The organism is Microbacterium sp. (assembly GCF_041641055.1).
Lineage (GTDB): Bacteria > Actinomycetota > Actinomycetes > Actinomycetales > Microbacteriaceae > Microbacterium.
The window spans coordinates 1-19,390 of record NZ_JBEPZB010000044.1 but is presented as its reverse complement, the minus strand read 5'-3'; the positions used below and the strand labels follow the sequence as shown (position 1 = coordinate 19,390).

General features: G+C 69.6%; 11 protein-coding genes and 1 pseudogene. 6 read left to right on the top strand and 6 right to left on the bottom strand.

Translation table 11 applies throughout. The features are described from left to right. Window positions 1–4: 4 nt before the first annotated feature. Both ACESK8_RS17010 and ACESK8_RS17005 read right to left on the bottom strand, forming a co-directional pair. A complete protein-coding gene (locus ACESK8_RS17010; RefSeq protein ID WP_372969692.1) occupies window positions 5–1,570 on the bottom strand; it encodes an aldehyde dehydrogenase family protein in 1,566 nt (521 codons plus the stop codon). A gap of 144 nt (window positions 1,571–1,714) precedes the next feature. Beyond that, on the bottom strand, window positions 1,715–3,058 hold the full coding sequence (locus ACESK8_RS17005; protein ID WP_372969691.1) for a GAF domain-containing protein: 1,344 nt from the start codon (window positions 3,056–3,058) through the stop codon (window positions 1,715–1,717). A 293-nt stretch (window positions 3,059–3,351) separates the two neighbouring features. Here ACESK8_RS17005 and ACESK8_RS17000 point away from each other — a divergent pair. Next, a pseudogene (locus ACESK8_RS17000) lies at window positions 3,352–3,660 on the top strand (PadR family transcriptional regulator); the annotation flags it as partial. A 122-nt stretch (window positions 3,661–3,782) separates the two neighbouring features. Further along, complete coding sequence (locus ACESK8_RS16995; RefSeq protein ID WP_372969690.1) at window positions 3,783–4,853, top strand: DUF998 domain-containing protein; 1,071 nt, start codon at window positions 3,783–3,785, stop codon at window positions 4,851–4,853. Window positions 4,854–5,098: 245 nt separating this feature from the next. Here the strand turns inward: ACESK8_RS16995 and ACESK8_RS16990 are convergent, their stop codons facing one another. Beyond that, window positions 5,099–6,526, bottom strand: coding sequence for a CCA tRNA nucleotidyltransferase (locus tag ACESK8_RS16990; protein WP_372969689.1), 1,428 nt, complete (start codon window positions 6,524–6,526; stop codon window positions 5,099–5,101). 314 nt (window positions 6,527–6,840) lie between these two features. Between ACESK8_RS16990 and ACESK8_RS16985 the strand changes: the two genes are divergently transcribed. Next, complete coding sequence (locus ACESK8_RS16985) at window positions 6,841–9,387, top strand: fibronectin type III domain-containing protein (RefSeq protein ID WP_372969688.1); 2,547 nt, start codon at window positions 6,841–6,843, stop codon at window positions 9,385–9,387. A gap of 278 nt (window positions 9,388–9,665) precedes the next feature. Here the strand turns inward: ACESK8_RS16985 and ACESK8_RS16980 are convergent, their stop codons facing one another. From ACESK8_RS16980 to ACESK8_RS16970, 3 genes are all read right to left on the bottom strand, one after another. Beyond that, entirely contained in the window at window positions 9,666–11,615 is a 1,950-nt protein-coding gene (locus ACESK8_RS16980; RefSeq protein ID WP_372969687.1) for a collagen binding domain-containing protein, read from the bottom strand. Between the two features lie 71 nt (window positions 11,616–11,686). Then, entirely contained in the window at window positions 11,687–12,742 is a 1,056-nt protein-coding gene (locus ACESK8_RS16975; protein WP_060926205.1) for an LLM class flavin-dependent oxidoreductase, read from the bottom strand. Window positions 12,743–12,780: 38 nt separating this feature from the next. Further along, window positions 12,781–14,319: a class I SAM-dependent methyltransferase gene (locus tag ACESK8_RS16970; protein WP_372969686.1), complete on the bottom strand. Its 1,539-nt coding sequence runs from the start codon at window positions 14,317–14,319 to the stop codon at window positions 12,781–12,783. A 98-nt stretch (window positions 14,320–14,417) separates the two neighbouring features. Here ACESK8_RS16970 and ACESK8_RS16965 point away from each other — a divergent pair, with 98 nt between their 5' ends. From ACESK8_RS16965 to trxB, 3 genes are all read left to right on the top strand, one after another. Further along, window positions 14,418–16,583 carry a DUF6049 family protein gene (locus ACESK8_RS16965; RefSeq protein ID WP_372969685.1) on the top strand — a complete coding sequence of 722 codons (2,166 nt, stop codon included), beginning with the start codon at window positions 14,418–14,420 and terminating at the stop codon, window positions 16,581–16,583. After that, window positions 16,576–18,195, top strand: coding sequence for a murein biosynthesis integral membrane protein MurJ (gene murJ / locus ACESK8_RS16960; protein ID WP_372969684.1), 1,620 nt, complete (start codon window positions 16,576–16,578; stop codon window positions 18,193–18,195). The genes ACESK8_RS16965 and murJ overlap by 8 nt, the downstream gene beginning before the upstream one ends. 89 nt (window positions 18,196–18,284) lie before the next feature. Beyond that, window positions 18,285–19,259 (top strand): thioredoxin-disulfide reductase, encoded by a 975-nt coding sequence (gene trxB / locus ACESK8_RS16955; protein WP_060926268.1) that lies wholly within the window; start codon window positions 18,285–18,287, stop codon window positions 19,257–19,259. The last annotated feature ends 131 nt before the right edge of the window (window positions 19,260–19,390 follow it).

Below are 19,390 nucleotides of genomic sequence, written 5' to 3'. Positions count from 1 at the left end.
GAGCTCAGAAGAAGCCCATCGGGCCTTCTGCGTACGAGACCAGGAGGTTCTTGGTCTGCTGGTAGTGGTCGAGCATCATCTTGTGGTTCTCGCGACCGACGCCCGACTGCTTGTACCCGCCGAACGCGGCGTGCGCCGGGTACTGGTGGTAGGTGTTCGTCCAGACGCGGCCGGCCTCGATCGCCCGGCCCGCGCGGTAGGCGGTGTCGCCGCTGCGGCTCCACACCCCGGCACCGAGTCCGTACAGAGTGTCGTTCGCGATCGAGATCGCGTCGTCGAATCCGTCGAACGAGGTCACCGAGAGCACGGGCCCGAAGATCTCCTCCTGGAAGATGCGCATGTCGTTCGTGCCCTCGAACACGGTCGGGGCCACGTAGAAGCCCTCGCTGAGGTCGCCGCCGAGGTCGACGCGGTCGCCGCCGGTGAGCAGCCGCGCGCCTCCCTGCTTGCCGATGTCGATGTAGCTGAGGATCTTCTCCAGCTGGTCGTTCGACGCCTGCGCGCCGATCATCGTGGCCGGGTCGAGCGGGTTGCCCTGCACGACTTTGCCCACTCGCGCGAGCCCGTCGGCGAGGAAGCCGTCGTAGATCGAGCGCTGGATGAGCGCCCGCGACGGGCAGGTGCAGACCTCGCCCTGGTTGAGCGCGAACATCGTGAAGCCCTCGAGCGCCTTGTCGTAGAAGGGATCGGCCGTGTCGCGGGCGACGTCCTCGAAGAACACGTTCGGGCTCTTGCCCCCGAGTTCGAGCGTCACGGGGATCAGGTTCTGCGAGGCGTACTGCATGATCAGACGGCCCGTCGTGGTCTCGCCCGTGAAGGCCACCTTGCGGATGCGCTTGTGCTGCGCGAGCGGTGCACCGGCCTCGATGCCGAAGCCGTTGACGATGTTCACGACGCCGGCGGGCAGCAGATCGCCGATGATGTCGAAGAGGAACAGCAGGGATGCCGGCGTCTGCTCGGCCGGCTTGATGACGACGCAGTTCCCTGCGGCGAGCGCCGGTGCCAGCTTCCACACGGCCATGAGGATCGGGAAGTTCCACGGGATGATCTGGCCTACGACACCGAGCGGTTCGTGGAAGTGGTACGCGACGGTGTTCTCGTCGAGCTGGCTGATCCCGCCCTCCTGCGCGCGGAGCACTCCGGCGAAGTACCGGAAGTGATCGACGGCGAGCGGGATGTCGGCGGCGAGCGTCTCGCGCACCGGCTTGCCGTTCTCCCAGGTCTCGGCGACGGCGATCTCCTCGAGGTGCTGCTCGATGCGATCCGCGATCCTGTTGAGGATCACGGAACGCTCCGCCGGGCTGGTCTTGCCCCAGCTCGCGAACGCCTTCCACGCGACCTCGACGGCACGGTCGATGTCTTCGACGGTTCCCCGCCCGACCTCGGTGAACGGCTTTCCGTTGACGGGGCTGACATTCTCGAAGAACTGGCCCTTGACCGGATCGACGAACTCGCCGCCGATGTAGTGCCCGTATCGCGGTCGGTAGGTCGCGACGGCGCCCGGCTGACCGGGTGCGGCGTACGCGGAGGATGCAGCGGCGGTGGACACGTCTTCTTCGACGATGGTCATCGGGACTCCTTCGACGGGCCGCGGCGTCGGTGCTGCGCGGCTGTGTCTCGAAGGTAGGTCGGCGGAGGTTGCGCCCCGGTGCGCACCGTTGCAGATGGTTGCGGTGCCCGCTGCTCGCGCACGCCGCGAGCCTCGTCCGTCGGTTCAGTCCTGTTCGAGCCGCTCGATGCGGGCGACGAGCCCCGCCCTTTTCGGCGAGCGCGCCGGCAGCATCTCCAGAGCGAGTCGCAGCGCCGCGGCATCCCGCTGCCCTTCCGGGATGTCGGCGTAGGCGAGCAGCACGTCCAGGCTGGCTTCCGAGAGCATCGCCTCGCGCAGCGCGGCCCTGACCGATTCGCGGAAGTCCTCGACACCGGGCGACGTCGACTCCGGCAGGACCGGGCCGCGGTACGCGGTGAGCGCCACCCGATGGGCTCCCCGGTCGAGCAGCGACAGCACATCGTGCGCGTCGGTCTCGAGCACGACCGGCAGCCGATAGGGCCGCGACTCGGGAACGAGGCTCGGCGCATGCTTCTCGAGCACCTTGCGCAGGCGCACCATCTCGGGTCGCAGAGTGTCGGCGGATGCACCGGGACCGTAGACGAGTTCGCTCAACCGCTCGGCCGAGAGACCCTGCCGGTGCACGGCCAGCATCAGGAGGATCGCGGCGTGACGAGCGCTGAGCTCGATCATCGACTCCTCCAGCTCGGTCTCGCTCTCCAGACGCGCCCTGTCGCGGCCCAGCACATGCAGCGTCGCCCGGGTCGTCGGCTTCGGGCGCGAAGAGATCGTGACCGGCCGCCGCGACTCACTGCGAGCCCGCAGGCGGGAGACCATCAGCTCGCTCTCGACCGCACGCGCGGTGGCGTCGACCAGCAGTCGCGCCTGTGTCGAGACGACCTCGGCGCCGCCCGTGATGTCGATGACCCCCAGCACGCGCTGGGTCTCGGGGTCGCGCACGGGCGCCGCGGTGCACGACCACGGATGCACGAGCCGGTTGTAGTGCTCGGCGCCGCGGATCTGCACCGTCTGACCGAGCGTCAGCGCGGTGCCGGGAGCGGTCGTGCCCACGGCATCCTCCGCCCAGTTCGCCCCCGCGACGAAGCCCATCGCCTCGGTGAGCGACTGCAGCCTGCGGTCGCCCTCGATCCACAGCAGCCGACCGGCCTGGTCTCCCACGGCGACGACGACTCCGGACTCCTCCCCCGCTCCGGGCAGCAGGAGCGCGCGGATCATGTCCATGGCGGAGGCGAGCGGATGCGTGAGCCGATACGCCTCGAGCTCCTCGCTCACGAGTTCGATCTGCGGGGATCCCTCGGGTCCGACCCGCCCTCGCCATGAACGCTCCCAGGATTCGCGCACGAGGGGACGGACCTGCTCAAGCCGGTGGTCGTCGAGGTTGCCGGCGATGAGCTCTTCGTGTGCACGCTCGATCAGCAGACGAGAGGCTTCGGGAAGGCCTTCACGGGACCCCTGCCACGACGCGACCACAGCGTCTCCGTTCGTCATCGGTGGAGCGTTACCTCAGTGTAGGAGCCGGATGCGGCGGGCGGAACCCGGTATATCGGATGCAGGCTGTGGTGTTTCGTCTGCTGTCCCACGTGCGCGGTTCGCCGCGTGCCGTGCACTGCTGCGTGCGTCGCCACCCCACGCACAGTTGCATGCTCAGATCACGGATGCAGGCCGAAGTCGGTGATCTGAGCATGCAGGTGTCATCTGGACATGCAGATGACGCGCCGCTCCCGCGTCACGCGTACTACTGTGCAGTGCGTGGTAGTGTGCATTCCATCGAAGGAGGTCCGATGGACACCACGCAACTTCTCAAGGGCGTGCTCGACGTCGCCGTGCTCGCGGTGCTCCGCACCGAGGACGGCTACGGGTACGACATCGTCCGCCGATTGAGGGATGCCGGGCTCGGCGACGTCGGCGACGCGTCGGTCTACGGCACGCTGCGGCGCCTGTACGCGGCCGGCAGCCTGTCGAGTTATGTGGTGCCGTCGGATGGGGGTCCGCACCGCAAGTACTACGCGATCAATCCGCAGGGTCGCTCGGCGCTCGAGACCCAGACCGTCACCTGGCTGGACTTCGCCGGCGCCATGTCGACGCTCCTCGCCGACGAGACCACCGGCGCGACCGGGATCACCGGCGCCGAGCCGTTCCGCACGGAGCGCACGACCGAGACATCACCGACCGACACCGCCACGACCACCGCATCCACGATCGGAGAGAACCGATGAACGACACCGCCGTCTCGATCGACGAGCAGATCCGCTCGTTCGCCCTCGCCGTCAGGGATCACCTCGACGACCTCCCCGCCGAGGAGCTCGACGAGATCATCGGCGGGCTCAGTGCCGACCTCGCCGACCAGGCCGCCGACGACGGCGGAGTGCTGGAACTCGGCGATCCGGCGGCATACGCCGAGGAGCTTCGTGCGGCTGCCGGTCTTCCGCCCCGATCCGAGGGCGACCGCAGGCCCGCATTGCGCGAACGGTTCACCGCCTGGCGCACGGCGACGGCGGAGAGCATCCGGCGCAGCGCCTTCGGAGCCTGGCTGCTCGACCTGCTGCTGGCGCTGCGACCGGTGTGGTGGGTGCTCCGGGCGTTCGGCCTCTGGGCTGTCGGCACACTGCTCATCGCGCTCCTGCCGCCCTACCCGTACGGTCCGTTCGCCCAGTGGGCGGTCCCCAGCAGCCCGCTCGGGTGGATCGCGCTCTTCGGCCTCATCGTCGTCAGCGTGCAGTGGGGACGGGGACGGTGGCTGCCGAAGAACCGGCTCCGCCACATCCGCACGGTCGCGAGCATCCTCGCGGTTTTGCTGCTTCCGTCGGTCTTCGTGTCGATGTTCTCGCCGCAGGCCGAGTACGTCGCAGACGACTATGTACCGCAGGGTCTGATGCTCGACGGGGTGCAGGTCATGAACATCTTCGCCTACGACGAGGCCGGCAACCCGATCGATCGCGTGCAGCTCTTCACCGGGAAGGGCACCCCACTGAACCTCTATGGCGAGGGCGGCGGATCGATCGCGCTCTCCGAGGAGGACGGCGAGGTCGAGGTCGGCTTCCAGAACGACGGCATGACGGTGACGGTGCCGGCGAAGGACTACCGGGGCAAGGCCGTCTGGAACATCTACCCCGTCGACGAGGCCGAGTTGGACGCGTCGACGTTCGAGCCCGATCTGTCGAGCTCCAAGCGGCCGGAGCCGCCGTTCCAGAAGGCACCGGATCTCGACGCGACGGACCCGACACCCGGCGCCTCGCCGGGCCCCGGCTCCACGCCGCAGCCGACCACGACGCCGGCGCCCTGAGGTGCGGACATGACCGAGCGGATCATCTCGATCGACATCTCCCACCTCGTGCGCGAGGCACTGGCCCACTCCGCTGAGGCGGACGAGCCGGAGGATGAGGGGTCCTCGTCCTGAGCCTCACGCCCTGAACCCAGACACACTTGCATGCTCAGATCACGGATGCAGGCCGAGATCAGCTATCCGAGCATGCAGGTGTCATCCGAGCATGCAGATGCAAAGGCGCGCGCGCGACACGAACCGACGGCTCAGCCGCGAGCGGCCCACCACTCGCGCAGACGCTGCTCAGCGGCCTCCGGCCCGAGCATCCCCTCATCGAGGCGCAGGTCGAGCAGGAACCGGTAGGCCTCTCCCACCTCGCGTCCGGGAGCGATGCCCAGGATGCTCTGGATCTGATTGCCGTCGAGCTCGGGGCGGATGGAGTCGAGCTCCTCCTGCTCGCGCAGGGCGGCGATCCGGGACTCCAGGTCGTCGTATGCCGAGGCGAGGCGACCGGCCTTGCGCTTGTTGCGCGTCGTGACGTCGGCGCGGGTGAGGATGTGGAGGCGCTCGAGCAGATCGCCGGCGTCGCGGACGTAGCGGCGCACCGCGGCATCCGTCCAGGTGCCTTCGGCGTATCCGAAGAACCGCAGGTGCAGCTCGATCAGGGTCGCGACGGCATCCGTGGTGTCCGTATCGAAGCGCAGGGTCTGCAGGCGCTTGCGCGCCATGCGGGAGCCGACCACATCGTGATGGTGGAACGAGACGGCGCCACCGTCTTCGAGCTTGCGGGTGCGCGGCTTTCCGATGTCGTGCAGCAGGGCGGCGATGCGCAGCGGCACATCCGGCGCGGATCCGGGATGACGCGAGTGCTCGAGCGAGATCGCCTGACGCAGCACGGTGAGCGAGTGCTCGTAGACGTCCTTGTGATGGTGGTGCTCATCGACCTCGAGGCGCAGCGCGCTCACCTCGGGCAGGAACTCCTCGATCAGTCCGGTGTCGACCAGCACGCGGATGCCGCGCACCGGGTCGTCCGTCTGCATCAGCCGGACGAGTTCGGACTGGATGCGCTCGGGGCTCACGATCTCGAGCGTCGCGCGGAGCCGGGTGATCGCGTCCGCGGTGTCGTCGTCGATGCGGAAGCCGAGCTGGGCGCTGAAGCGCGCCGCGCGGAGCATGCGCAGGGGGTCGTCGCCGAACGACACCTGAGGATCCGTCGGCGTGCGCAGCACCGCGCCGACGAGGTCTTCCACTCCCCCGGTCGGGTCGACCAGCGTGACCGCCGGCACCTTCAGGGCCATGGCGTTGACGGTGAAGTCGCGGCGCACCAGGTCGCCGTCGATCGTGTCGCCGAACTCGACCGTCGGCTTGCGCGTGACGCCGTCGTAGCTGTCGGCACGGTAGGTCGTGATCTCGACCTGCTCGCCCTGCACGCGCGCACCGATCGTGCCGAACGCGCGACCGATGTCCCACTGGGCTGTGGAGATCGGGGTGACGATACGCAGGATGTCGTCGGGCTTCGCGTCGGTCGTGAAGTCGAGGTCGTGTGTGGGGCGTCCCAGCAGGGCGTCGCGCACCGGGCCGCCGACGACGGCGAGATCGAATCCCGCCTCATCGAATGCGCGGGCGAGGGTGCGGACGACCGGATGCTCGGCGAGCGCGCCGAGACGGGCGAGGCCGTCAGCCATGTTGAGCATGGGTTCCAGCGTACCGGGGTGCGGATGAGGTCTGTCGTGCCCTGCCCCGCCCCGTCCTGTCCCCGTCCCCGTCCCGCCCCGCGCGGGCACAGCTTCGGATCCCGCAGCGGACACCCCGCCCGGCATCCGGTCGCCACCGCGTGTCGGTCCACTCGGTCCGAAGCTGTGCCCGGAACGAACCGAGAGCATGCACGCGCGTCGGCGTTCACGGAGACGTCCCCCTGCGGTCACCTCGAGGTCATCCGTCTCCGATGGGCTGGTCGGGCACCGTGCGGCTGAGCACGGAAACCCCCACCCTCACGAAGGACACTCTCATGACCTCCCCCACCCCTGCGGTGCGCTGGCGGCGCTACGGAATCGCCTCCGCCGCGGTCGTCGCCCTGCTCGGCGGCGCCGTCGTCGCCCCGATCGCGACAGCAGCCCCCGATCCCGAGGTGCCCACGGGCTCGCTGATCACGGGCGACACGTCCTGGCGCTACCTCGACGACGGGTCGGATCCGTCCCCTGCGCCCGCGGCCCTGCGCGACTGGACGCTCCCCGACTACGACGACAGCGCCTGGAAGTCCGCGCCCGGCTCGTTCGGCGCCAAGAACGGCAAGCTCGCCGCCGTGGGCCCCGTCACCCCGACGACGCTCCTGAACCATTACGTCGACGGCACCGCCGCACCGACCGTTCCCACGTACTTCTTCCGCACCACGTTCGAGCTCGAGGCGGGCGTGGCCGAGCAGGTCGCCGCACTGCGCAGCACGATCACGTACGACGACGCGGTCGTCGTGTGGATCAACGGCGAGGAGGTCGCCCGCTACGTCGACGGCCGCATCACCGACACCGTCAATGTCGAGTACGCCGGCGACAGCGGCGGCGATCCCCTCACGAGCACGTTCAGCGCCGAGGGCGAGCTGCTGCACGACGGCACGAACGACATCGCCGTCGCCCTGTTCCAGGATCGCGAGACCAGCTCGGACATCTTCTTCGACATGTCCTCGCTCACTCTGGTGAAGGCATCCGACCCCGGCTCGCCCATCGTGGCGGCGCCGACCCGCGTCATCCTGACTCCGACCGAGCAGCCCGCGATCTCGCAGTCCTTCTCCTGGCTGGCCGGCGACGCGTCGCACACGATCGGCCAGGTCGAGATCGCACCCGCGAAGGGCGGCGAGACCCGCACGATCGACGCGTACGACGCCGGAGTCGTCAACGGCAACCCCAACAAGCACTTCTCGGCCACCGTCACGGGTCTCACGCCCGCGACCGCGTACCGTTACCGCGTCGGTCTGCCCGGCAGCTGGAGCGACTGGTTCGAGTTCCGCACGGCCGACCCGAAGGCCACCGACTTCCAGTTCATCTACTACGGCGATGCCCAGATCGGTCTCGACACCACGTGGCCGAGCGTCGTGAAGCAGGCCGAGGCGAACGCGCCACGATCCATCGGATCCGTGCACGCGGGCGACCTCATCAACACGTCGAGCAACGAGAACGAGTGGCTCAACTGGTTCAAGGGCATGGAGGATTCCGCCGTGCGCACCAACGTCATGGCCGCTCCCGGCAACCACGAGTACTCGGGCGACAAGCTGCTGACCGCCTGGAAGGCCGCTTTCGAGTACCCGCACAACAACCCCTCGACGAGCACGATCGGTGAGCTCGCCGATCTCGCGAAGGGCGACTCGGCGGTCGCGCAGCAGTACCGCGCGTTCTTCGACCACTGGAGCTCGTTCGCCGCGGAGACCGCGTACTACACGGACTACCAGGGCGTCCGGTTCATCACGCTCAATGCGACGCGCGACACCACGTTCCTCAGGCCCGCCGGTCTGCCCGCGTGCACCGGTGCGGAGTGCCCGTCGACCCAGATCGGCCTGCTGTGGACCCGCTTCCAGGCGGCCTGGCTCGACCTGCTGCTGCAGGACAGCCCGTCGAAGTGGAACGTCGTCACCTTCCACCAGCCGGTGTTCTCGGCCTCCGAGGGTCGCGATGAGCCGGTGCTGCGCGCCGAGTGGCTGCCGGTGTTCCAGCGCAACGACATCGACCTGGTGCTGATGGGACACGACCACACCTACGCACGCGGCTACGTGAACACCGACGCGACCGACACCCCCGGCCTGACCTCGGGTCCCGTCTACGTCGTCTCGAACTCGGGCGCCAAGCACTACGAGCTCGAGACCCCCGAGAAGAACGTCTGGACCAACAACGGCGCCACCCAGGTGCTGCGCGGTCAGGGCGTGACGACGTACCAGGTCATCGACGTCTCGAAGAACCAGCTCGCCTACCGGTCGTACCTGGCCGAGAAGCAGCCGGATGCCACGACCGACCTTCCCGTCGGCTCCGTGTACGACACCTTCACGGTGACGAAGTCGGATGCCGGTGAGAAGTGGGTCACGGAAGCGGGCGTCACGCCGCCGGTGATCGAGGAGCCCGCCGATCCTGAGATCGAGCTCGGCGCGGCATCGGTCGCCGCCGGAGGAAAGCTCACGGTCTCGGGGAGCGGATTCGAGGCGGATGCTGCGCTGCGCTTCGAGCTGCGTTCGGATCCCGTCGACCTCGGCACCGCCACGGCTGACGCCGACGGTGCATTCCGCCGCACGCTGACGATCCCCGCGAACACCCCGGCCGGCACGCACACCCTTGCGGTGATCCTCGCCGACGGCACCGAGGTGACCTCCGCGGTGACCGTGACCGCTGCGGCCGGCGGCGGGGCGACCACCCCGGGTGGCACCGGCTCGGGAGGCGCGACCGACGGGTCGCTCGCGCCCACGGGCGCCGACAGCACGCCGTACGTCATCGGTGCGGTCGTGCTGCTGGCTCTCGGCCTCGGTCTGTTCGCGATGCGGCGCCGCCGCCGCGCGGACAGTGTCGAGACGGTCGAGTAGCAGCGGCATCCGCTCTGAGGGCGTCGCTCGGACTCCGATCCGGCGGCGCCCTTCGTCATCCCTCTGCCGTCGCCCCGGGCCCTTGCCCCCCGGTCTACTCCTGGTCCCTACCCCCGCCCTTGCCCTTGCCCCCGGCTCTACCCCCCCGGGCTGGCCCCCCCGGGCACAGCTTCGGATGCCGCCGCCGACACGCCGTCCCGGCCTGCCGTCCGCCGGCGTGTCGGTTCCCCGGTCCGAAGCTGTGACCGCGGCCCGCCCGGACCGCGCGAAAGCCGACCTCAGTCGCGGTGTGCGCGGCGACGTGCGACGAGGAACAGAACGACACCGAGCACGAGCACCGCGCCGCCCACGCCGGCCCAGACGAACGTCTCCGATCCGAGGCCGGTGCCGGGCAGCTGGCCGCCACCCGTGCTCGGCGGCAGGTCAGGATCGTCGGGATCGGTCGGATCGGTCGGCGGGACGACGACCACCGCAGCGAGCGTGAAGTCCTGGTCGACGAAGGTCTCACCCGCGGCGGTGACCACGACCGTGAGCGTCGCCGGGCCGACCACCGTCGTGCCGGACGGCGGGGTGATGGTCAGCGTGTAGGTCCCGGGTGACAGTTCTCCCAGACCGTAGCCGCCGTCGGCATCCGTGGTGAGCTGCTGCGTCCCCTCGTCGGTGCCGACCGTGATGACCACGCCGCCGACCGGTGTGCCGTCATCCGTGCGGACGACTCCGGCGAGAGCGCCGAACCGGGCGAGCTCGAAGTCGACACCGGTCACGTCCGCGCTGCCGACGGTCTCGTTCTGCGACGTCGCCCCGGCCGGCGCATAACCGCTCGGCGGGGTGACCTCGACGACATAGTCACCGGCGGGCAGACGCGGGAATCGGTAGGCACCGCTCGCATCGGTGACCGCCGTGACGGTGTCTCCTCCTGCGGATGCCGTGACGGTGACCCCGGCGACGCCGGCGCCGTTCGCACGCACGGTGCCGCTGAGGTCGGGGTTCTCGGCGAGCACGAAGTCGGCGAGTGTGATCGGGACCTCGCTGCCGTCAGGGACCACGACGGGCTCGGTCGGATCCGTGGTGCTGTAGCCCGGCGGCGGGGTGATCACGACCGTGTGCGGGCCGACGGCGACCTCATCGAACAGGTAGTTGCCGTTGGCATCCGTCGTGGTCGTCGTCGTGCCGTCCACCGACACCGTGACCCCCGGTACCGGGTCGCCATTGCCATCGACGACGCGTCCGGAGACCGCCACCGGCACGATGTCGCGGACGGTGAAGTCCGCGACGGCGTCGGCCGTGGTGAGGTCCACCGCCGCCGTGACCGCGCCGGTCGTGATCTTCCCGACCGGCGGGGTCACCCGGACGGTGTATCCGTCGCTCGCCACGAATCCGGGGAACGAGTAGGTGCCGCCGGCTGCGGTGGTCGTGGTGCCGACGACCGTGCCGTTGGCATCCGTCAGCGAGAGGGCGACTCCGTCGAGGGGGCCGTCGGCCTCGTCGACGACCGTGCCCGTGATGTCGCGGGCGATCGACGCGAACCAGGTCTGGTACACCGGGAACCCCGCTCGACGGGTGAACGAGAACGTGAGCGAGGAGATCGGCACCGACGGCTCGAACCACGCGGATGCACCACTGGTGTCGACGGCTCCCGCGTTTCCGGTGAGCGTCAGCGTCGCGGCGTCCCAGGTCGGCACGTCGGCGGCGTCACCCGTGCAGGAGGGCTTGCCGACGACGCCGGGGGCGCAGTAGTTGAATCCGCCGTTGAAGCCGAGCTGCGCGGCGGTCAGCGCCTGGCCGTTCGCTCCGATGGCCTGGATCCGCACGGAGTCGGCGTCGATGTCCCCGAGCACGAAGGTCCAGCCCGAGGCGGGGGTCGGCGTCGCGAACGAGTACGTGGTCGTCGACGGGCTCGTGGCGTTGTCGACCTTCGGACGCAGGTTCAGGTACGACTGGTTGAGGCTGGTGCCGTACTTCGCGCCGACCGGCGTGCCCTGGGAGAGCCACGTCGTCGCGCCGGAGATGACGCCCACCTGCCCCGAACGCGAATCGCTGGTCATCGTCGCCGTCATCGCGGGCTGCGCCGCGATCTGCACCGACGTCGTGTATGCCCCGCTGGCCCCTGCGAGCGGCTGCCACGTCGCCCAGGCCGTGGTGGTCGCGGCCGCAGCCGGGATTGCGCTCACCAGAGCGGCGACGAGGACGATGGCTCCTACGAGGATTCCGCTCTTGGGCGCGCGCATGCGGTCAGCGTATCGATATATTGCCGTCCGGGTCGAGGGTCGGAAACAAGCGGATGCCGGTGCGGTCGGCCTCAGACCGGGTCGCCCTGCACAGGCCCCTCGGTGTTCGGCTTCCACCCGAGCGCAGGCGCGACATGCGTCGCGAACGCCTCGAGCACGTGGAGGTTGTACTCGGGTCCGAGCTGATTCGGGATCGTCAGCAGGAGGGTGTCCGCCGCCATCACGGCCTCATCGGCGAGCAGCTGTCGGATCAGCACATCCGGCTCTGCGGCGTAGGTCTTGCCGAAGGTCGAGCGGAAGCCGTCGATGATGCCGATCTGATCCGCGTTCTCCTCGCTGCGCAGACCGAAGTACGCCCTGTCCATGTCGGAGACGAGCGGGAAGACGCTGCGGCTCACCGAGACACGAGGCGTCCCGGTGTGGCCGGCCTCTTTGTACGCGGCGCGGAACAGCTCGATCTGCTCGCGCTGCAGCTGATGGAAGGGCACGCCTGTCGCCTCGGTCAGCAGCGTCGAGCTCATCATGTTGAGGCCCTTGCGCCCGGTCTCCTCGGCCGTCGCGCGGGATCCGGAGCCCCACCAGATGTGGTCGCGGAGCGTGGGCGACTGCGGCTCGATCGCAAGGTAGCGACCGGCTCCGACCATCCGCGGATCTCCGGGTGCGAGACCTTCGCCGTCGATCGCGCGCAGGAAGAGGTCGAACTTCTCCCGCGCGATCACGCTGCCCCGCTCCGGGTCTTCCTCATCGTGGAAGCCGAAAGTCTCATATCCGCGCAGAGCCGTCTCGGGTGAGCCACGGCTCACGCCGAGCGCGATGCGTCCGTCCGCGATCAGATCGAGCGCAGCCGCCTCCTCGGCGAACTGGAAGGGGTTCTCGTACCGCATGTCGATCACGCCGGTGCCGACCTCGATGCGCTTCGTGCGCGCGGCCATGGCCGAGAGCAGCGGCATGGGCGATGCGGCCTGCCGCGCCCAGTGGTGCACGCGAACCGAAGCGCCGTTCACGCCGATCTCGTCAGCGCCTTCGGCGATCTCGATGGTCTGCTTCAGCATGTCGCCGGCCGTGCGGGTCGCTGAACCCGGCACATCGGCGTAGTGCCCGAACGAGAGGAATCCGAAAGCCTTCATGGTGTATTCGAACGCATGTAAGTCATGGGGTATTCCCTTCAGTCCCCGGCCAGCAGGAGGCCGTCGAGCACCAGCTGGCGGATGCGCGGCTCGAGGTCGGCCCACAGATCGACCAGCGGCACCTCGAACAGGTCGGCCAGTGCGGCAGCGATCTGCATGACGGTGAGCTCGCCGTCGCAGGCGCCGACGAAAGCGGCGAGCGCAGGGTCGACGGCGATCGTCCGGGCGAAGCCGCCGCCCTGACGCAGCTCGATGATGCTCGGGTCGTCGTTGCCGGGCAGCAGGTGGCGCGCCTCGGTGACATCCGGTGCCGTGAGCAGAGTCGTGGGCAGCCCTGCAGCCAGCAGATCGTGGGCCGCGAGGCCGTCGCGCAGCGCGGCACCCACATTCGACACGGGCTGCGGGAGCCGCTCGAGTCGGCGAAGGGCAGGACCCCCGCCGGATGCCACCGGTCGCCGCACCAGGACGTACCCGAAGCCGACAGCGGTCACGCCACGCGCGGCGAAGTCGTCGAGCCAGGCCGTGAGCAGCGGCGTGAACGCCCCGTCGCGGGGCGTGGTCCCCCCGTCGCGGATCCAGAGTTCGGCGTAGCCGAGCGGCGAGAGCTCCTCACGCTGGATGACCCACAGGTCGAGGTCGCCCGGCACCCATGACGAGAGCCGGTCCAGACCCGCCCGGCCCGTCAGCGCCACCTGGGCTCCGCGCGACTCCCAGTTGCCGAGCAGCTGCGCGGACCCGCCCGGTGTGAGGAAGTCCGGGGCGGTGCGGATGAACTGCTCCACCAGGGCATCGCCGACCAGGCCGCCGTCGCGGTACTCGTACTCCGGCACTCCCTCGACACGCGGTGTGATCACGAACGGCGGGTTCGACACGATCAGATCGAACGCCTCGCCCGCGACCGGCTCGAACATGCTGCCCAGGCGGAACTCGATGTTCGACACCCCGTTCAGCTGCGCGTTGAGCTCGGCATACGCCAGTGCTCTGGCAGAGATGTCGGTCGCGACGACAGTGCCGGCGTGACGGGCGACGAGGAGAGCCTGGATGCCGCAGCCGGTGCCGAGGTCGAGGGCGCGGTCGACCTCCACCGGCATGACGATCTCGGCGAGCGTGCGAGACGCACCGCCGACGCCGAGCACGTGGTCGGCGGGGAGCGCTCCGTCCAGGGCGACCTCGTCGAGATCGCTGGCGATCCACCATTCCCCGATCCCGTCGGCGTCCACGAACGACTGCGGTCGCAGCAGAGCGGTCGGGACGACGGCATCCGCCTCCATCCTGGCCAGTCCGAGAGCGACGAGTCCCTCGGCCCCGAGGCGCGGGAGCGCTGCGGCCACGGCATCCAGCGGCTGCGGCATCCCGAGCACGAGGAGGCGTCCGAGTGTCGCGAGAGGGCCGTCGTCACCGGCGATCGCGCGCAGGATGGGCTCCCGCATCCCCCGGGCCAGCGCGTCGTCGGCCTCCTCCCCCCACAGGCGCCGCAGGGCCTCGGAGCGGAGGTCGGCGGTGTCGAGATCTGCGGCGAGCGCGGCGCTGCGCCGGAGATCGGGGAGGGGGAACCGGGTGTCTGACACGGCCGTCACTCTACGCGTCTTCAGGGTTCTCCTTCGCTCACCCGCCTAGAATCACAAGGTCACCACTCACGAGCAGCCTGGGATCCCGGCGTTCGAGGAAGACCTTCATGACCGCGACCACCCCCGAGAACGGCCTCCGCCCGCGCTTCCGGCGCCTGGCACGCGGAACCGTCGTCTCGGCGATCGCTCTCGCACTGTGCGGTCTGGGTGCGGGCAGCGCCGCCGCCGACAGCGACTCCGCGACCGATGAGTCGCCGGCCGCCGAGCTCGTCCTGACCGCCGGCGTACGCGGGACGGTCACCCCCGGCAGCGCCACGACGGCATCCCTCACCGTGATCAATGACGACACCGCCGCGCTGTCCGCGGGCCGTGTGACGGTCGAGTTGAACCGCACGCCGCTCCCCGACGAGACCGCGGTCGCCTCGTGGCTCGACGAGTCCGAGGCCGCAGGCGGCTTCACCGCTCTCGGATCGGACGCGACGGCGCCGGTCGACCCCGAGAGCTCGGTGACGTCGAGCCTCTTCATCCCCGCCGACACCCTCACGGGCCTGGCGCCCGGCGTCTATCCGATCAGGGCCACTCTCACGGGGGCCGCGACCGACGCGCAGGAGGATGCTGATGCAGTGACGTCGACGTCCGTGCTGGTCGTCAGCGCAGCCGCGAAGCCCCCGGTCGCGGTGCTGGTGCCGATCACCGCGACACCCGCGGACGGCGCCCTGCTCACCGCGGAGGAGCTCAACGTCCTGACCGCGGATGACGGGCGACTCACCGCCGTACTCGAGGGAGTGAGCGGGACCTCCGCGGTCCTCGCCATCGACCCCGCGATCCCGGCAGCCATCAACGCTCTCGGCTCCACGGCGTCGGAGAGCACACAGGAGTGGCTCCGTCAGCTCGAGGCCCTCCCGAACGAGCGCTTCGCCCTGCAGTTCGGTGACGCGGACGCGACGACCCAGGCGCAGGCCGGCCTCCCTGCGCTGCTGCAGCCCACCACGCTCGCGCCCTTCGTGAATCCGGCGGGCTTCACGAACCCGGCGCCGGAGACCCCCGATCCGACGCCCACCCCGACCGATGCGCCGCAGCCCACTCCTGAGCCCACCGACGGTCCCGTGCTGCCGGACGACTCCGAGCTCATCACGGTCGACGGTGCGACGCCCGGGCTGCTCTGGCCGCGCAGCGACGTCTCCGCCGCTGATCTCGCGACGTTCGCCACGTACGTCGGCGACGACGCCGTGACGACGGTCCTGTCGTCCTCGGCGCTCAGCGGTGCGACGGGCGCGCGCGGTGCCGTCGGCGCGCAGAGCGTGCTGGTCGTCGACGAACCCGCATCGGACGCCCTGTCCAAAGCTGCAAACGAGCCCGACGCGGCGATCCGCCAGCGCTGGCTCGCCGAGGCCAGCGCGCACCTCGCGCTCTCCGCGCAGGCGCACCCGTCGGTTCCCCGGCTGATCGGCCTGGATCGGGACGAGACGCGAACGGCCGAGGCGCTCAGCGAGGCCATCTCGGCCGTGGACTCGCTCGGATTCGGTCTGAGCGGCGTGCTGGCCGCCCCTGCAGCGCCGGTCACGCTCTCCGCCGAACCCGACAGCACCCGGGGAACGGCTCTGCAGCGGATGCTCGACAGCGAGGTCGTTCTCGGTGAGTTCGCGTCGATCCTCGACGATCGACAGCTGCTGCTGAGCCCGAAGCGCATCCAGATCATGCGGGCCACCGCGGTCGGCCTCGGCGAGAAGGGCTTCGACGAGGCCATGGCCGCGGTCAACACCGCGACGACCGACACGCTGAACGCCGTCGACATACCCCCGGCCAGCACCATCCAGCTCCTGTCCGCGAACGCCGACCTGCCGTTCTCGGTCCGCAACGACCTGCCCTGGCCCGTGAACATCCGGCTCTCAGTGCATCCCAGCGATCCGCGACTCGACGTGCAGTCGATCACGCCCTGGACGATCCAGCCCGACAGCACCACCCGGGTGAAGGTGCCCGTATCCGCCCGGGTCGGAAGCGGTGAGGTCTCCCTGCGGCTGGAGCTGTCCAGTCCGACCGGAGTGGAGATCAGCCAGCCCGAGACGGTACGCGTCTCCGTGCGGGCCGAATGGGAGACCATCGGCCTCGCCCTGCTCGGCAGCCTCATCGTGCTGCTCATCGGCCTCGGCATCATCCGCACCGTCCGTCGGCGTCGTCGTGAGGCCGCCGAGACGGCGGACGGCGAACGGAACAAGCACCCGGACGCGGATGCCGATGCCGAATCCGTCGCGCTCGAGGAGTCGAATGAGTAGTCTCGGGCGCGCCAGCGCGCTGATCGGAGCGGGGACGCTCGTCTCGCGCGTGACGGGGCTGCTGCGCACCATCGTGCTCGTCGGCGTGATCGGCTCCGTCGGCGCAGGAGCGGCAGACGCGTTCGCGATCGCCAACCAGCTGCCGAACAACGTCTTCTCGCTGATCTCCGTGGGTGTGCTCACCGCCGTGATCATCCCGCAGATCGTCAAGGCCACGGCCGATGCCGACGGCGGCAACGCGTTCATCTCGAAGCTGTTCACGCTCGGCACCGTCGTGCTGGTCGTGATCACCGGTCTCGCGACCATCGCGTCGCCCTGGCTCGTCTGGTTGTACGCGGGCAAGGACGGCTCCGCGGAGTTCCTCGCCCTCGCGACCGCCTTCGCCTACTGGTGCATGCCGCAGATCCTGTTCTACGGGCTCTACGCGCTCCTCGGCGAGGCGCTGAACGCCCGCCGCATCTTCGGCCCCTTCACGTGGGCGCCCGTCGTCAACAACCTCGTGTCGATCGTCGGCTTCCTCATCATCGGAGCCCTGTTCGGCGGGCCGCTCACCCGGGTGGCCGACTGGACGCCGGGGATGATCGCCGCGCTCGGCGGCACGGCCACCCTCGGCATCCTGATCCAGGCGGGCATCCTCCTGATCTTCTGGCGGCGCACGGGCCTCGCCCTGCGCCCGGACTTCCGCTGGCGCGGCGTGGGCCTCGGGAATGTGGGTCGTCTCGCCGGATGGACCTTCCTGATGGCGCTGGCAAGCCTGCTCGCCGGCCTCGTCCAGACGCAGATCCTCACCCAGGCGTCGGCGATCGGCGCCTCGGTGGCGACCTTCCAGTACGCGTGGCTGATCTTCATGCTCCCCTACTCGGTCATCGTGCTGTCGATCGGCACCCCCTACTTCACACAGATCAGCGAGCACGCGGCCGCCGGGCGCGACGCGGAGGTCCGCAGCGACATCGCGCAGAGCATCCGCACCCTCCTGTTCTTCATCGCGGTCGCCGTCGCAGCAGTCGCCGCCGCCGCGATCCCCGCCTCGCGGGTGTTCACGAACCAGGCCTCGCATGCCGTCGACGCCGCCCTCGTGCTCGTCTGCTTCCTGGTCTGTCTCGTGCCGCTGACGATCCTCTTCATCGTGCAGCGCACCTTCTACGCCTACGGCGACACCCGGACTCCCTTCTGGTTCACGCTGTTCCAGAGCGGGCTCGTCGTGGTCAGCGCTCTCGTCGCCCAGTGGCTGCTCGCCGCCGACGTGATCGCGGTCACGTCCCTCGCCGCCACGATCGCCCTCGGGCAGTCGATCGCCAGCACCATCCAGACCGTGGTCGCCGTCTGGCTGCTGCACCGCAAGATCGGCGGGCTGCAGATCGGGACCTGGATGCGCGCGATCCTCCGCTTCGCCATCGCCGCCGTCCCTGCGGGAGTCGCAGGGTGGGGCGTCTTCCTGCTCCTCGGCGGACCCGACGGGTGGACCACCGCCGACAAGATCCAGGGAGCCCTCGGCACCTGCATCATCGGCCTTGCTGTGGTGGTCGTCTACATCGGCATCCTGGCCCTGCTGCGGGCTCCCGAGCTGAAGACCGCCGGCGCCATGCTGCGTCGGTTCCTGCCCGGTCGCTGAGCCCCTCTCGCGCGGGAATGTCGCGCGGTTACCATTGGTTGAAGCAGTCGAACGTCTTTCGGCGTCTCAGCAACTACGACGGGAAGCACATGCGTCAGGTCATCATCATCGGTTCCGGCCCTGCCGGGTTCACCGCCGCCATCTACGCGGCGCGCGCGAACCTCAAGCCGCTGCTCATCGCGAGCTCGGTCGAGGTCGGCGGAGAGCTGATGAACACCACCGAGGTCGAGAACTACCCCGGGTTCCCCGAGGGGATCCAGGGCCCCGAGCTCATGGCCAAGTTCCAGGAGCAGGCGGAGAAGTTCGGCACCGAGGTCGTCTACGACGACGTCACCGAGCTCGACCTCGCCGGCCCCGTCAAGAAGGTCACGCTGGGCAGCGGAACCGTGCACGAGACGCAGACGCTCATCTACGCGACCGGCTCCGCCTACCGCAAGCTGGGCATCGAGGGCGAAGAGCGCCTCTCGGGCTACGGCGTCTCGTGGTGCGCCACGTGCGACGGCTTCTTCTTCCGCGAGAAGACGATCGCGGTCGTCGGCGGCGGCGACTCGGCGATGGAAGAGGCCACGTTCCTCACCCGCTTTGCCGACAAGGTCTACGTCATCCACCGCAAGGACACCCTGCGCGCCTCGAAGATCATGCAGGAGCGCGCGTTCGCGAACGAGAAGATCGAGTTCGTGTGGAACAGCGAGGTCGCCGAGATCCTCGGTGGCGACGCGGTCACGGGTGTGCAGCTGCGCAACACGGTCGACGGCACGCTGAGCGACCTCGCCCTCGACGGGCTCTTCATCGCCATCGGCAACGATCCGCGCACGCACCTCGTGCACGACAAGCTCGAGCTCACGGCAGAGGGCACGATCTGGGTCGACGGCCGGTCGTCGGTCACCTCGGTCCCCGGCGTCTTCGCCGCCGGCGACGTCATCGACCCCACCTACCGTCAGGCGATCACGGCCGCCGGCAGTGGAACGGTCGCGGCACTGGATGCCGAGCACTTCCTCGCGGATTTCGATGACGCCTCGGTCGAGTTCCCGGCCGCGGAGGCCGCCGAGATCATCACCGCCTGAGCCCTCGGGAACACTTTCACCTCGCCCGCTGTTGTAGCAGGCGAACCTCGAATCAAGGAGAACTCTGATGAGTGCAAAGGCTACGAGCCAGGCGACCTGGGAGCAGGACGTTCTGCAGGCCGAAGGTCCCG